General features: G+C 75.1%; 14 protein-coding genes. 4 read left to right on the top strand and 10 right to left on the bottom strand.

Annotation, left to right across the window (positions count from 1 at the left end; translation table 11 throughout):
- Nucleotides 1-88 precede the first annotated feature (88 nt).
- The 5 genes from MNY62_RS19990 to MNY62_RS19970 all read right to left on the bottom strand — a co-directional run bounded on the left by MNY62_RS19990 (nucleotide 89) and on the right by MNY62_RS19970 (nucleotide 4,832).
- Nucleotides 89-1,132, bottom strand: a complete 1,044-nt coding sequence (locus tag MNY62_RS19990; protein WP_242346118.1) for an NAD-dependent epimerase/dehydratase family protein — start codon at nucleotides 1,130-1,132, stop codon at nucleotides 89-91.
- Nucleotides 1,117-1,512 (bottom strand): response regulator, encoded by a 396-nt coding sequence (locus tag MNY62_RS19985; protein ID WP_242346117.1) that lies wholly within the window; start codon nucleotides 1,510-1,512, stop codon nucleotides 1,117-1,119. Before MNY62_RS19985 ends, MNY62_RS19990 begins: the two co-directional genes overlap by 16 nt.
- Nucleotides 1,513-1,614: 102 nt before the next feature.
- Entirely contained in the window at nucleotides 1,615-1,989 is a 375-nt protein-coding gene (locus MNY62_RS19980; protein WP_242346116.1) for a hypothetical protein, read from the bottom strand.
- 132 nt (nucleotides 1,990-2,121) lie between these two features.
- A complete protein-coding gene (locus tag MNY62_RS19975; protein ID WP_242346115.1) occupies nucleotides 2,122-4,020 on the bottom strand; it encodes a J domain-containing protein in 1,899 nt (632 codons plus the stop codon).
- Between the two features lie 14 nt (nucleotides 4,021-4,034).
- Nucleotides 4,035-4,832, bottom strand: coding sequence for a prolipoprotein diacylglyceryl transferase (locus MNY62_RS19970; RefSeq protein ID WP_242346114.1), 798 nt, complete (start codon nucleotides 4,830-4,832; stop codon nucleotides 4,035-4,037).
- Between the two features lie 219 nt (nucleotides 4,833-5,051).
- Between MNY62_RS19970 and MNY62_RS19965 the strand changes: the two genes are divergently transcribed.
- Nucleotides 5,052-6,164 carry a phosphotransferase family protein gene (locus MNY62_RS19965; RefSeq protein WP_242346113.1) on the top strand — a complete coding sequence of 371 codons (1,113 nt, stop codon included), beginning with the start codon at nucleotides 5,052-5,054 and terminating at the stop codon, nucleotides 6,162-6,164.
- Nucleotides 6,161-6,676, top strand: coding sequence for an adenylyl-sulfate kinase (locus tag MNY62_RS19960; RefSeq protein ID WP_242346112.1), 516 nt, complete (start codon nucleotides 6,161-6,163; stop codon nucleotides 6,674-6,676). Before MNY62_RS19965 ends, MNY62_RS19960 begins: the two co-directional genes overlap by 4 nt.
- Nucleotides 6,677-7,281: 605 nt before the next feature.
- Here the strand turns inward: MNY62_RS19960 and MNY62_RS19955 are convergent.
- On the bottom strand, nucleotides 7,282-7,902 hold the full coding sequence (locus tag MNY62_RS19955) for a hypothetical protein (RefSeq protein WP_242346111.1): 621 nt from the start codon (nucleotides 7,900-7,902) through the stop codon (nucleotides 7,282-7,284).
- Between the two features lie 186 nt (nucleotides 7,903-8,088).
- Between MNY62_RS19955 and MNY62_RS19950 the strand changes: the two genes are divergently transcribed.
- Nucleotides 8,089-9,900: a DUF294 nucleotidyltransferase-like domain-containing protein gene (locus MNY62_RS19950; protein WP_242346110.1), complete on the top strand. Its 1,812-nt coding sequence runs from the start codon at nucleotides 8,089-8,091 to the stop codon at nucleotides 9,898-9,900.
- 46 nt (nucleotides 9,901-9,946) lie between these two features.
- On the opposite strand, the gene MNY62_RS19945 is transcribed toward MNY62_RS19950, so the two are convergent.
- The gene (locus tag MNY62_RS19945; RefSeq protein ID WP_242346109.1) at nucleotides 9,947-10,522 is read right to left on the bottom strand and encodes a type 1 glutamine amidotransferase domain-containing protein; all 576 of its coding nucleotides are present in this window, start codon (nucleotides 10,520-10,522) and stop codon (nucleotides 9,947-9,949) included.
- Between the two features lie 201 nt (nucleotides 10,523-10,723).
- Here MNY62_RS19945 and MNY62_RS19940 point away from each other — a divergent pair, with 201 nt between their 5' ends.
- The gene (locus tag MNY62_RS19940) at nucleotides 10,724-11,326 is read left to right on the top strand and encodes a 3'-5' exonuclease (RefSeq protein WP_242346108.1); all 603 of its coding nucleotides are present in this window, start codon (nucleotides 10,724-10,726) and stop codon (nucleotides 11,324-11,326) included.
- Here the strand turns inward: MNY62_RS19940 and MNY62_RS19935 are convergent.
- The 3 genes from MNY62_RS19935 to MNY62_RS19925 form a co-directional block, all read right to left on the bottom strand.
- Nucleotides 11,323-11,460 (bottom strand): hypothetical protein, encoded by a 138-nt coding sequence (locus MNY62_RS19935; protein ID WP_242346107.1) that lies wholly within the window; start codon nucleotides 11,458-11,460, stop codon nucleotides 11,323-11,325. The genes MNY62_RS19940 and MNY62_RS19935 overlap by 4 nt on opposite strands.
- Before the next feature lie 92 nt (nucleotides 11,461-11,552).
- Nucleotides 11,553-12,110, bottom strand: coding sequence for a DUF3501 family protein (locus tag MNY62_RS19930; protein WP_242346106.1), 558 nt, complete (start codon nucleotides 12,108-12,110; stop codon nucleotides 11,553-11,555).
- Nucleotides 12,107-13,474: a heterodisulfide reductase-related iron-sulfur binding cluster gene (locus MNY62_RS19925; protein WP_242346105.1), complete on the bottom strand. Its 1,368-nt coding sequence runs from the start codon at nucleotides 13,472-13,474 to the stop codon at nucleotides 12,107-12,109. Before MNY62_RS19925 ends, MNY62_RS19930 begins: the two co-directional genes overlap by 4 nt.
- Nucleotides 13,475-13,502 lie beyond the last annotated feature (28 nt).

The raw sequence follows: 13,502 nt of genomic DNA, 5'->3' as shown, positions 1-13,502 counted from the left end.
GACCCGCCCTCGAAAGGCCGCGCATCCCGAGCGTAGCGTCTCGGCGTCAGCCGAGACGCGGAGTCGAGGCACGACCCCGACCCCGACCTCACCCCTCCCCGATCGCCCTCAGCTCCGGCGTCTCCGCTCGCAGCCGCCCGTGCGCCATCGCCCAGCGGAGCGTGTCCTTCACCATCTCGTCGAACGGCCGGATCGAGTAACCGAGCTCCCGCTCCGCCTTCGCGCTCGACACGAACGTGTAGAGCGCCGCGGCGCGCACGAGCTCGCGGGTCATCGCGGACCGACCTCCGCCGAGGCGGGCGACGAGCTCCTGCAGCGCGGCGGCGCCGAGCGCGGCGGCGAGCGGGATGCGCGGCGGGGCCTTCACGCCCGAGAGCGCGGCGACGCGGGCGATCATCTCGCTCACGCGCAGGTTGTGGCCGCCGAGGACGTAGGTGTCGCCCGGCCGCCCGCGCAGGAGCGCCTCGACGTGCCCGCGCGCGACGTCGCGCACGTCGCAGAATGACGCGCCGCCCTCCACGTACGCGGGGATCCTCCGCCGCACGAGCGCGACGACGGTCGCCGCGGACGAGCCGTGGACGTCGCCGGGACCGAGCACGTAGGCCGGGCGCACGATCACCACCGGGAACCCCCGGTCGGCCAGCGCGAGCGCCGCCCGCTCGCCGTGGAGCTTCGAGACGAAGTAGGGGATTCCGAGCGCCTCGGCGTTGCCCGCGGTCGTCTCGTCGGCGGTCTGGGCCTCACGCGTCCCCCCGATCACCGCGGTCGACGAGGTGAGCACCGCGCGCGCGACCCCCGCCTCCTTCGCCGCGCCCAGCACCACCTCGACCGAGCGCGCGTTCGCCGCCAGGAGCGCCTCGGACGACGCGCGGAAGCCGGCGAGCCCGGCGGTGTGGACGACGGCGTCGCAGCCGCCCAGCGCTCGCCGCACCGCCTCCGGATCGAGCGCATCGCCCCGGGCGATCTCCAGCGCGGTCGCGCGCCCGCCCTCCGGCGGCGCGGCGAGGCCCTCGAGAGCCGAGGTGTCGGAGCGCTCCCTCGCGAGGGCCCGCACCGCGTGCCCGCCCGCGAGGAGCTCGCGCGCCACCGCGCCGCCGAGGAACCCCGTGGCGCCGGTCAGGAGGACGCGCATCGCGCGCTGGACGCTGGCGCCGAGTGCTGCTCGACCGTGTCGAGCAGCGCGCCGAGATCGAACGGCTTCGCGAGGTAGGCGTCGGCGCGAGGGAGCGGCATCGCGGGTGTCGACGCCGCCGCGGTCATGAGGACGACCGGGATGTCGCGCAGCGCCGCGTCATCGCGCAGCGCGTCGATGAGCTGGGCGCCGTTCATCACCGGCATCACGAGATCCACGACGATGAGGCTGGGCCGCGCCGCGCCGCGGAGCCAGCGGAGCGCTTCCTTGCCGTTCTCGACCGGCGCGACGTCGTAGCCCTCGGACACGAGGCACTCGGCCACGCTCTCGCGGATTCCGGCGTCGTCCTCGACGAGGAGGATGGAACGATTCGTGGTCATGGGCGGAGCGAACGCCTTTATACCGCGCCCCCCGCGGGGAGCGCCGGCTCCGTTGGGGAACCAACCACTGGAGCAGGCGTTCGTCGCTCCGCCCGGGAGAGCTCAGATCTCGAGCGTGCTCCCCGGTTGCGTCTCGAAGATGGGGACGGCGGGCGTGCCTCCCACCGGCGGATGGCCCGGAGGGAGCCTGGGCGAGACGGGCGGATGCCCGAGCGTCTCCTGCGACGCGCTCTCACCGGCTCCGCCGCAGCCGTGCGCCGCGCGGAGCTCGCCCACCATCGCCTCGAGCCGCGCGCGCGCGCTCGCGTCACCGCCGTGCAGGGCCGAGAAGTACTCCCGGGCGAGCTCGGGGTCCTGGAGCATCCGGCCGGCCGTGAACCCGGAGCAAAGGTCGGTGTCCGGGCCGTGCGCGCGCCGGGCGGAGCCGATGGCGACACCGAGGACCAGGGCACCGATGACGAAGGCGAAGCGCTTCATGATCCCTCCCGGGCGAGGGAGACCCCACCCCTGGAGATCGATGTAAGCGCGACCTTGTCTCGCAGCCCGGCTGCACGCGCGCCCGGTAGGGGCTCGGCCCTGCACGCTCCCGCGCGCCGCGATGGCGCCGCGCTAGGGCCGGAAGCGGCGCTCGATCCGGTGGCGGAGCTGGTCGAGCAGCCCCTCGGGCGAAGTGCCGCAGGCCGGATCCAGCACCAGGCGCAGCTTCGCGCGGGGGGGAACCGGAATCTTCCCGGAGAGCACGCCGCGGGGAGTGCCGACCGACAGCGCCTCGTCCGGCAGTGAGACGTCGTAGGGGACGAGGTACAGCTCGGCGAAGCGGCGGAGGAGCCCCGCCGCGGTGAGCCGCTCGCGCTCCGCGGGGAGCATCTGGAACCCGATCGCCGTGCCGGCGAGCTGCGCGGTCACCTCGGCGACGAGCCCCAGCCTGAGGGCGTGCGGCGCGAGCGCCTCGAGTCCGTCCAGCTCGCCGTAGCGCCAGTAGCTGCGGAGGATCGCGCCGCAGCCGGGGCAGGCGACGCCGTGGCGCTCGTCGAGCCCGCGCGTGCGGAGGAGGTGCTGGGCCGGGCCGCTCGCGCCGCACTCCGCGCACGCCTCGGACGGCCCGAGCGCCGCGAGCACCGCGCGCGCGAGCGCCGCGACCTGCTCGCGCTCGAGCGCGATGCGCACGCCGGCGAGGAGCTCCGCCTCGGCGAGCTGGACGCCCGCCACGACCTCGTCGCCGTGCGCGCGCGCGCCGAGCACGAGGTGCCGCGGCAGGCGTGCGAGGACGCGCGCGAGCTCCGGCGCGTCCGGCAGCGCCGGACGCAAGCGCTCCCAGACCCCGGCCCAACCCTCCCCTCGCGCGATCGCGTCCGGCGGGCGTCCCCCCGCCTCCTCCGCGAAGAACGCGAGCAGGGTCAGCGCCGCCTCGGCCGGCGCCGCCTGCGCCGCCTCCTCGAGCTTGCGCGCGAGGTCGCGCGCCGCCGGCGTGGCCCGCTGCCGCTCGAGCCGAGCCGCGCCCATCCGCACGAGCCCGCCCTCCGCCAGCGGATCGAACGCCCGCCGCGCACCGGTCGGCCCGCGCCTCTCGATCTTCGTCATGACCGCCGTCCTCGCGCGCGCGAGCGCGCGCGCAGCCGTGCCGAGCCGCCCCAGCCGCACGAGCGCGTCCGCGAACGCCGCGCGCGCCTCGTCGGCGAGATCGACGTGCGTCTCCGCGATCAGGTCCCCGCCCGCCTGGGCACGCCGGCGCGACTCCGCGAGCAACCGCGCCGTATCGCACCGCAGGAGCCGCTCGCGCTCGCGCCCGAGCGCCGCGCGGATCCGCTCGAGCGCGGCCGTCCGCCGCTCGAGGTGCGCGCGCCGCTCCTCGGGCGAGACGTCCGGGTCGAGCTCGCCCGCGCCGAGCCGCTCGGACATGAGCTCGAGCGTGGCGAGGTCCCCCGCCTCGTACGCCGCGTTCGCGCGCGCCATGAGCTCCCCGAGCCGCTCGCGCGCGCCGTCGTCCTGGGCGAGGTCGGGGTGGAGCAGGCGCGCGAGGCTCCGGTGGAGGCGCTTCAGCGCGAGCGCCTCCGGCTCGAGGAGCGCGGCCGCTTCGTCCGCGTCCGCGTCTCCGGAGTCCCCTTCGCGCTCGGGCGCGTCCTCCTCCGCCGTCGCGCCGTCCCGCGTCCGCGCGGCGCGCGCCGCTGCGGCCGCGACGGAGAGCCGCCCCGCGGAGCGCCGCGCCTCGGCCTGCGGGGCCGCGCCGGCGCGCAGCTCGCCCTCGAGCGCGGCGAGCCGGCCCTCGAGGGCCTGGATGCGGCGGACGAGCCGCTCGGCCGCGTGGAGCTCCTGGAACGCGTCCCCGAGGGCCCGTTCGTAGACGCGCGCGAAGTCGGCGAGCGTGGCGGAGAGCGCCTCGACCTCGAGGTCGAGCGCGGTCACCTCCTCCAGCGTCGAGCGGAGCCGCGCCTCGGCCGCGACGGTGGCCGGGTCGGGGGCGGGCCGCCCGACGTGCACCAGCGCCGAGCGCGCCCGCGAGTCGCCCATCGGCGACCGTTCTATCACCGGCCGGCGCCGGCCGCGAACCGCCCTGCCTCGCTCGCCGGCCCCGGCCGGCGCGCGAGCTGCCACGCGCCGTAGGCGACGAGCACGATCCCCGCGTACTGCGCCGGCGTGAGCCCGAGGTAGCGCGCGTCCGCGTACGCCACGTCGCGCGCGCGGAGGAAGTCGAGCAGGAACCGGGCGACGCCGTACACCACCGCGAGGAGCCCGAGCAGCCGGCCGCGGAGGACACCCCGCCGGTGGAACACCCACAGCACCGCACCGAGCGAGAGCAGCAGGATGGCCTCGTAGAGGCCGAGGTCGTGGCGGCCGCCGTCCGGGAAGCGCACCGCGAGGAAGAAGTCGCTGTGGATGCCCGGGTGGTCGTGCACGGTGAAGCAGCCGACGCGGGCGATACCCCAGCCCGGCGCCACGCCGAGCGCGAACGCGTCGCCATAGTCGTGGAAGCGGATCTTCTTGCGCCGGAAGTAGAAGGCCGCGGCGAGGACGCCGCCGAGGAGCCCGCCCATCGACGAGAGCCCCTCCCAGAACTTGAGGATGCGCCAGGGGTCCTCGAGCTCCTCCGGGTGGTAGAAGAACAGGTGCACGAAGTGTCCGGCGAGGACGCCCGTGAGCACCCCGACCACCGCGAAGTCGAGGATGACCTGGGGGTTCTTGCCGGTCTCGCGGGCGCCGCGCGCGGCGAGGTTCACCGCGGCGAGGATCCCGAGCGCCGACAGCACGCCGAAGGATTGGATGGTGAAGGGGCCGAGCGAGAGGCTCGGCAACTCGAACCACGGGATGAGAGCGAGCGGCATCGGCCCGTGTTTACGACCGACCTCTCGCCCGGCCAAGGGAAAATGCTGCTCCGCCCCTGCCCTGCCGGACGTCGGCCCGCTCGCGCGCTCCGGTCCCCGGGGCCGCTCGCCCCCTGGAAGCACCCTCCGCCCGCGCGAACGTGGCGACCCGCCGCGCCCCCGCTGCGGTGGGGTCCAGGCCCCCCGCGCGCGCTATGAGCGCGAGCGGGGGGCGAGGGCATGGCGGAGATTCCGGAGGGTCTGCGCGAGCTCGCGGCGTCGCTCTTCCCGGGCGCGGCGCTCGAGGCCGTCGAGCCGCTCGCGGCGGACGCGGCGGGTGGCGACGCGGAGAAGGCGATCGGATACGGCGAGCCGCTGCGCGTCACCGTCCGCCTGCCCGACGGCCCGCGACGCCGGTTCGTCTTCCGGACGCAGCGCGCCGACGCCTTCGGGCACGACCGGCGGGCGGATCGCGTCGAGGGCGCGCTCCTCTCGCACGAGCTCTTCAACGCGATCCCCGCCCACGTGCGCGCGCTCGACGTGGGGGTGGCGCTCGCGGGCGGGCGCTTCCTCTCGCTCGCCGGGACCGGGGAGCCCTACCTCGTCACCGACTTCGCGGAGGGCTCGCTCTACGCGGAGGACCTGCGGCGCCTGGCGCGCGGGAGCGCCGCGCTGCCGCTCGACCTCGCGCGCGCGGACGCGCTCGCGCGCTACCTCGCGGCGCTGCACGCGGAGAAGCTGGACGACCCGGTCGCGTGGCGACGCGCCGTGCGCGACCTCGTCGGCCACGGCGAGGGGATCTTCGGGATGGTGGACGGCTATCCGCCCGCCGTCCCCGCCGCGCCGCCCGAGCGCCTCCGCGCGATCGAGGAGCGCTGCCTCGCCTGGCGCTGGCGGCTCCGCGATCGCCCCGCGCGGCTCGCGCGCACCCACGGCGACTTCCACCCCTTCAACATCGTGTTCCGCCCGCGCGGCGCGGGTGAGGATGGCTCGGGCTTCACGCTCCTCGATGCCTCCCGCGGCGGCAAGGGGGATCCCGCCGACGACGTCGTCGCGCTCGCCGTGAACTACCCGTTCTTCGCGCTCGATCACCCCGGCGGCTGGCGCGCGCTCGGCCCGTTGTGGCGCCGCTTCTGGGGGCGCTACCTCGCGGCGAGCGGCGATGCGACGGTGCTCGAGAGCGCGCCGCCCTACCTCGCCTGGCGCGCGCTCGTGCTCGCCTCGCCGCGCTTCTACCCGCGCCTCACCGCCTCCTCGCGCGACGCGCTCCTCGGCCTCGCCGAGCGCGCGCTCGACGCGGGACGGCTCGACCTCGACTCGCCGGAGGCGCTCTTCCAGGAGAGCGGACCGTGAGGCACGGCGGCGCCAGCGGCGCGGTCGTGTGGGTGACCGGGCTCCCCTCGTCGGGCAAGTCCACCTTCGCGCGACGACTGCGGGCGCGGCTCGCCGCGCGGGGGCGCCCCGCCGCGCTCCTCGACGGGGACGCCGTCCGCGCCGCGCTCCATCCGGCGCCGGGCTACGACCCCGCCGGGCGGGCCGCGTTCTACGAGACGCTCGGCGACCTGGCGCTCCTGCTCGCAGAGGACGGGCTCGTCGCGATCGTGGCCGCCACCGCGAGCCGCCGCGTCTTCCGCGACCGCGTACGCGCGCTGGCGCCGCGCTTCGTCGAGGTCCACCTGGCGGTGCCCGCGAAGCTCTGCGCCGCGCGCGATCCGAAGGGCCTGTGGGCGCGCGCCAGGGCGGGCGAGGCACCGGAGCTCCCCGGCGCCGGCCGCGAATACGAGCCGCCCGTCGCGCCGGAGGTGGTCGCGACCGGCGGGGAGGACGAAGCCGCGCTCGAGGCCGCGGTGGCGGCGCTCGGGTGAGACGGCGACTCCCACCGCGATCGCAACCCTCGACCTCGACCTCGACCTCGACCTCGACCTCGACCCCGACCTCGACCTCGACCCCGACCCCGACCTCGACCTCGACCTCGACCTCGACCTCGACCTCGACCCCGACCCCGACCTCGACCCCGACCTCGACCCCGACCTCGACCCCGACCCCGACCCCGACCCCGACCTCGACCTCGACCCCGACCTCGACCCCGACCTCGACCGAGCTCCCCACGACCCCCGCCCGCAGCGCGCCGCCCTCCGTGGTGGAACCTCGCGCCCGCAGGCGGGCACTGGACGCGGTAGGCACCGCCCGCCCCACGGACCGCAATGCAACGCGGTCGGCCGCAGCGCCCTCGCCCATGCCCAACCCCGCCCGCACGGCCCCGCGTTGCCGGCGGGGTCTGGCGGACGGCACCGATCTCAGTAAGTGAACCCCGTCCATCGTGCCCGCCGAGGACGTGAGGTCGCGCCGGCGGCGCGCCACCGTGACCTTGGACGCGGCGATGTCGGCCCCACTCGACCTCGACCCTCGACCGCCAGGCTCGACCGCGACCGCCGCCGACCCGCGACGGCCGCAGTCGGGCCTCTGCGGATCAGAGCTCGATCCCGACCCCGCCCACGACGCCGAAGGTCGTGCCGCCGGCCTCGTAGGTCGAGCGCGTCGTGGTGCCGCCGGTCGAGGACGGCACCGCGACGTCCTTCTTCACGAGATCCCAGCGCGCGAACGGCGCGCCGGAGAGGACGAGGCGCGTCGGGCCGAGCGGCAGGCGCAGGGACAGCGTGGGGCGGACGCCGACGTAGGGCAGCCAGACCGACTGCGCGTCGGTACCGATGTTCGTGATCCGGTGTCCGCCGAGCTCACCGAGGACGTCCACGCGGACGAGGTCGGTGACGTCCCACTTGAAGCCGACGAGCGGAGTGAGGACGAAGCTGTCCGTCGCCTGGCGGAACGAGCCCTCGTACAGCGCGCCCACGTCGAGCCAGCCGAGCCGGAGGAGCGCGGAGGCGCCGTAGGTGTCGAGGTTCCCGTCGAGGGTGTTCCGATCGAGCGTCTCGACGCCGTGCTTCAGCCCGAGCACGTCGTAGCGGGACGCGCCGCCCCAGACGCCGAGCGTGAGGGACCAGCCCGAGCCGGGGGCGGTGTCGGCGGCGGCGAGCCGAGGCCCCGCGAGGGCGAGGGCAGCGGCGAGGATGAAGAGGCGGGGGGTGCGCATGAGCCACTCCTGTCGTCAGGGAACCACGATGCCGTCCGTCCCGGTCACGGTCCGCGCGCGGTGCGCCGGCGCCTTGGGGACGTATCCCGCCCATTCGACGGGATGGCCTGCCGTGGAGCAAGAACCGAACCGCTGCCGACCGGTTCCGCGAGGGGGCCGCGGCGCCGCTCTGCTATCCTCGCCCACATGGTCGCTCTCGATCCGGTCGCGTTCGTGCGCTCGACCCCGCCGTTCGACGGGCTCCCGCAGGAGGCGTTCGACCAGGCCGCGCGCGCCATCGAGATCGTCTTTCACCCGTCCGGCACGCGGCTCCTCACCCGCGGCGGCGAGCCCTCGCATCACCTGTACGTGATCCGCAAGGGAGCGGTCCGGCTCGAGCGCGAGGGCCAGACGGTGCAGCTCCTGGAGGAGGGCGAGATCTTCGGCTTCACCTCGCTCATCTCGGGCGAGGCGACGCTCGACGTGACCGTCGAGGAGGACCTGCTCGCGTACCGGCTGCCCAAGACCGAGTTCGAGAAGCTGCTCGCGCACGCCGCCTTCGCGGGCCACTTCGCCTCCGGGCTCGCCGAGCGCCTCCGCAACAGCCTCGAGCGCTCGCAGGTGGCGAGCTTCCAGCCCGACCTCGGCATCCCCGTCGCGACGCTGCTGCGCGGCCGCGCGCCGGTGCGCGTCCCGGCGACCGCGACCGTGGGCGAGGCGGCGCGGCTCATGGCCGAGCGCTGCGTGGGGTCGGCGCTCGTCGACTCGGAGCCGCCCGGCATCGTGACCGATCGTGACTTCGGGCGGCGCGTGCTGGCGATGGGGCGCGGGCCGGACACGCCGGTCGTCGAGGTGGCGAGCGCGCCGCTGCGCACCGTCCCGGCGGAGACGCCGGTCTACGAGGCGTGGCGCATCCTCCTCGACTCGGGGGTGCACCACCTGCCCGTCACGCGCGGCGAGGAGATCGTCGGCGTGCTCTCGTCCACCGACCTCCTGCGCTTCACCGCGGCCGGGCCGGTGGCGGTCATGCGCAGCGTCGAGCGGCTCGCGACCCGCGACGCGCTCCCCGGCTACGGCGCGCGCGTCGCGGAGATGGCGTCTGCGCTGTTCGCGGGAGGGCTCGAGCCGATCGTGATCGGCGGGTTCGTGGCGCGCCTCAACGACACGCTCCTCGCCCGGATCCTCCGCATGGCCGAGGCCGATCTCGGCACCCCCCCGACCCCCTACGCGTGGCTCGCGTTCGGCTCCGAAGGTCGCATGGAGCAGACGCTCCTCACCGACCAGGACAACGCGCTCGTGTACGGCGAGGACACGCCCGCCGCCCGCGCTTACTTCGAGCGCTTCGCCGAGCGCGCCATCGCGGACCTGCAGGCGGCCGGGTTCCCGCGCTGCCCGGGCGGCTACATGGCGACGCGCTGGCAGGGCCCGCTCGAGGAGTGGCGCGAGCGCTTCCGCGGCTGGCTCGAGAAGCCCACCCCCACCGCGCTCCTCGAGGCGTCGATCTTCTTCGACTTCCGCCCGGTGTACGGGGCGCTCGACGTGACGGCGCTCCACGCGCTCGCGGCCCGGGCGGCCGGCGCGCGCACGTTCCTCTCCGCCATGGCGAAGAGCGCCCTCACCTTCCGCCCGCCCGGCGGGCTCGTGCTCCGCATTCGCGGCGACGCCTCGAAGGTGGACCTCAAGCTGAAGGGCATCAGCTCGATCGTCTTCCTCGCCCGCTGCTACGGCCTCGAGGCCGGCGCGCGCACCTCCAACACGCTCGGCCGCCTGCGCGCCGCCTTCGACGCGGGGCTCATCGCGAAGGACACGCTCGAGACCCTCTCGGAGGCGTACGGCTTCCTCCTGCGGCTGCGCCTGCGTGAGCAGCTCCGCATGATCGCGGAGGGCCGCCCGCCCGTGAACGTCGTCTCGATCGCCGATCTCTCGTCCCTCGAGCGGAGCCGCCTGCGCGACATCTTCCGCGCGATCGAGGACTGGCAGGAGAGAGCGGCGTACCACTACCGAACAGACATGTTCTGAGCGGCGAGGGCGCGGGTGCGCGGATCGCACGCCCGCGCGCCCGCGGTCAGTGCATGGTGGGCGTCTCGCCATGCGCCTCGCCGCCCGGCCCGGGGCGGCGCGCCTCGGCCGCGCGGTCGAGCTGCCGGAGGATCGCGGCGGAGAACGCGGCGAGGTCGCCCGGGTTGCGGGACGTGATGAGGTTCCCGTCCTCCACCACCTCCCGGTCCACCCAGCGCGCGCCGGCGTTGATGAGATCGGTCTTGAGCGACGGCCAGGAGGTCACGGTCCGTCCGTCGATGGCGTCGGCCTCCACGAGCATCCACGGCCCGTGGCACACGGCGGCGACCGGCTTCCCCGCCACGAACATGTCGCGCGTGAGCCGCACCATGTCGAGGCTCGTGCGGAGGTGATCCGGCGAGTAGCCGCCCGGGATCACGAGCGCGGCGAACTCCTCCGCGCGGACGTCCTTCGCGGCCCGCTCGACGGTCACCTTCTCCTTCTTCTGCTTGCCCTCGAGCTTCCTGCCCTGCTCGAGCCCGACGATGACCACCTCGTGCCCGGCCTCGCGGAGCCGGTCGTACGGCACGCGGAGCTCCGAGTCCTCGAACATGTCGTCCACGATGAAGGCGATGCGAGCCATGTGTTCCCCCGGGGGTTCAACCGGAGACGTTTCGCACGCCGGGGGCCCTCGCCAACCGCCGCCGACACGACGCTCACGCGAAGGCCGCTGCGCCAAGGGGTCGCGGGTCCAGGGCGGTGGGAGGCCGGGCGAGGGGGCGGGCCGCCGTCGCCCCTGCCGCGCGGCACGACGGCGGGCGCGGCGCATGCTAGGAACGGGCTCGTGCTCTGGCCCTCACCGCCCTGGGAAGGCATCACCTACTGGGCGCTCGACCTCGAGACCGGTGGGCTCGAGGTAAGGAACGATCCGATCCTCGCCGTCGGGATGGTCCCGATCCGGGCGGGCGCGATCCGGCTCGGCGAGGCCTACGCATCGCTCGTGCGCCCCGATGCGCCGGAGGGGATCCGGCCGGACTCGATGCGCGCGCACCACCTCGTGCCGCACGACGTACGCGAGGCCCCCCCGCTCGAGGCGGTGCTGAAAGAGGTCGATCGCCGGCTCCGCGAGGGGGTGCTCCTCGTGCACAACGCGGCGCTGGACGTCCGCTTCCTCCGGCGCGCGTATCGCGGCGCCGGGCTGAGCTGGCCCGGCCCGCCCGTCGTCGACACCGTGGCGCTCCTGCTCAAGGCGGCACGCCGGGCGCGCTTCGTCGATCCCGACGCGCCCGAGATCGAGCCCGAGCTGAACCTCGCCGCCGCGCGGCGCCGCGTGCACCTGCCGGACTACGGCGCCCACGACGCGCTCACCGACGCGATCTCCGCGGCCGAGCTGTTCCTCGTGCTGCGCCGCCGCCTCGCGGCGAAGACGCTCCGCGATCTCCGCTAGCGCGAGAGCAGCGCCGCGAGGAGGAGCGCCACCGCGCCGAGCGCCACCGCCCACTCATGCCAGGCGGGCGCGGCGGGGTGTGGGAGGGCGAGGACGAGTGCCTGGGCGCGGGGTGCGGTCGGACGGCGTCGCATCGGTCTCCACCTCCGGGCGAGCGAGCGGGCGCTCGCCTCCCTGGAGAGCTAGCCGGGGAGCTGCGCCTCGGCAACGCCCCGGCGGGCCCGGGTCAGGAATCCGCGGCGAGGTCCGCGCGCAGGGCCTCGCGCTGCTCCGCCTCGAGCGCCGTCTCGACCGTGAGGCCCGGCAGGTCCGCGCCCGCCGCGACGGGCGCCTCCCCCCCGACGTCGAACCTGAGGTACTGCACGGAGGAGAGCCGGTCCTCGCCGACCTGGCGCGGATCGAAGCGGGGGCGGATCTTCCGGCCGTCGGCGAGCCTCAGGTAGAGGTGCCGCGGGAGCTCGAGCCATTCGCGAAGCCTGCGGTCGCGCTCGGCGGGGTCGGGGATCTCGATGAGCAGGGACACGCCGAGCTCGCCCTTGCCGCCCAGCAGCTCGTTGTAGGTCTCGAGCTCGTGCCGGATGTCCTCCTCGCGCGTCATGCGCTCGGCCCGGATCATCTCCTGCACCTGGTAACGGACGGTGGCGGCGTTCTCGAAGAGGAACGTGAGCGCCCCGACGTGCACGCGCCGGCGCCGCTTGGCCTCGAGCACCCCCGGGCGGAGCTCCGCCCGCGAGCGCTCGTAGGTGGAGAGATCGAGGAGCTCCTCGCGCCGCACCGGCCTCATCGCGTGCCTCCCGCGCCGCCCTCGCCGAAGCCGTCCTCGCGGTAGGCGCGCGCGAGCAGCGACAGCGGGTGGAGCGGCTTCTTCCCCGCGTGCTGCTCGAACTGCAGCGCCGCGAGGGGGCAATCCGTCGCCCAGGTCGTGGCGTCGGCGGCCTTCATGCCGTCGAACGCCTTCCTGCCGATCCGCTGCGACGGCTCGAACCCCTCGACCGTCAACGCGAACGTGCCGTCGTGCCCGCAGCACTCCATGACCGTCGCGGCCACCGTGACGCCGGGGATCTTGCGGAGCAGGTCGCGGCCCTTGAACCCGACCGCCTGCGCGCGCAGGTGGCACGGCGCGTGGTAGGCGACCTTGCCGCCCGGGGGCGCCGATCGGAACGCCGTCGAGAAGCGCTCCTCGTCGCGGATCGACCAGAGGTACTCGGAGACGTCCATGACCGCCGGCGCGAGCCTCTGCGCGCGCTCGCGGTCGGCGCCGTCGAGCAGGTGGGGCCACTCGCGGCGCATCATCATCGAGCAGGTCGGATTCACCACGAGCACCTTCGCGCCCCGCTCGACGTACGGCATGAGCAGCTCGAGATCGTGGTGGGCCTGGCGCCGGAGCGCCTCGAGATCGCCGTGCTCCCACGCGGGCATCCCGCAGCAGACGAGCCCCTTCACCACCCGCACGTCCACGCCGCAGCGCCCGAGCACGAAGAGCGCGTCCTTGCCGATCTCCGGCTCGTTGTGCTGCACGAAGCAGGTCTGGAACAGCACCGCCTCGCCGCCTGGCTCCGGCTTCACGTAGCCGTTCCGCTCGGCCCAGCGGTCGAAGGGCTGGGCGGCGAAGTCGGGGAGCTTCTTGTCGCGGTGGATCCCGACCGCCTTCTCCATGAGCACGCGCAGCGGCCGGGAGCGGTTGGCGACGTTCGCCGCGCCGAGGGAGAGGCGCGCCAGGCGCCCGGCGCCGTCCGGATCGTTCAGCACGCGCTGGCGGAGCGTGCGCGGCTTGCCCCGCTGGTGGACGCCGCGGTAGCGGTGGACCAGCGCGGGGAAGTCGAGCTGGAACTCGTGCCGGTCGCGCGGCGTGTAGGGGCACTGCACCTCGCACAGCTTGCACTGGAAGCACGCGTCCATCACGTGCGCGACGTCCGCCGCGCCGAGCCTGTGCACGTCGGCGTCGTACTTCTGGTCGAGGAGCGTGAACAGGCGCGGGAAGCTGTCGCAGTACTTGAAGCACATGCGGCAGCCGTGACAGATCTCGAAGGCGCGGCGCACCTCCCCCTCGAGCGCCGCCGGGTCCCAGTACCTCGCCTCGGACGGATCGTAGGAGAGCCCTGGCGTCGGCTGGTACGAGATCCGCTTCGGCTGCTCGGGCGTGGTCATGGCGGCAGTTTCTCCCGGGGCGGCCCGA

Source organism: Anaeromyxobacter terrae, assembly GCF_022690685.1.
GTDB classification, from domain to species: domain Bacteria; phylum Myxococcota; class Myxococcia; order Myxococcales; family Anaeromyxobacteraceae; genus Anaeromyxobacter; species Anaeromyxobacter terrae.
The sequence above is the reverse complement of the archived record's forward strand: the minus strand, read 5'-3'. Positions and strand labels throughout refer to the sequence as shown.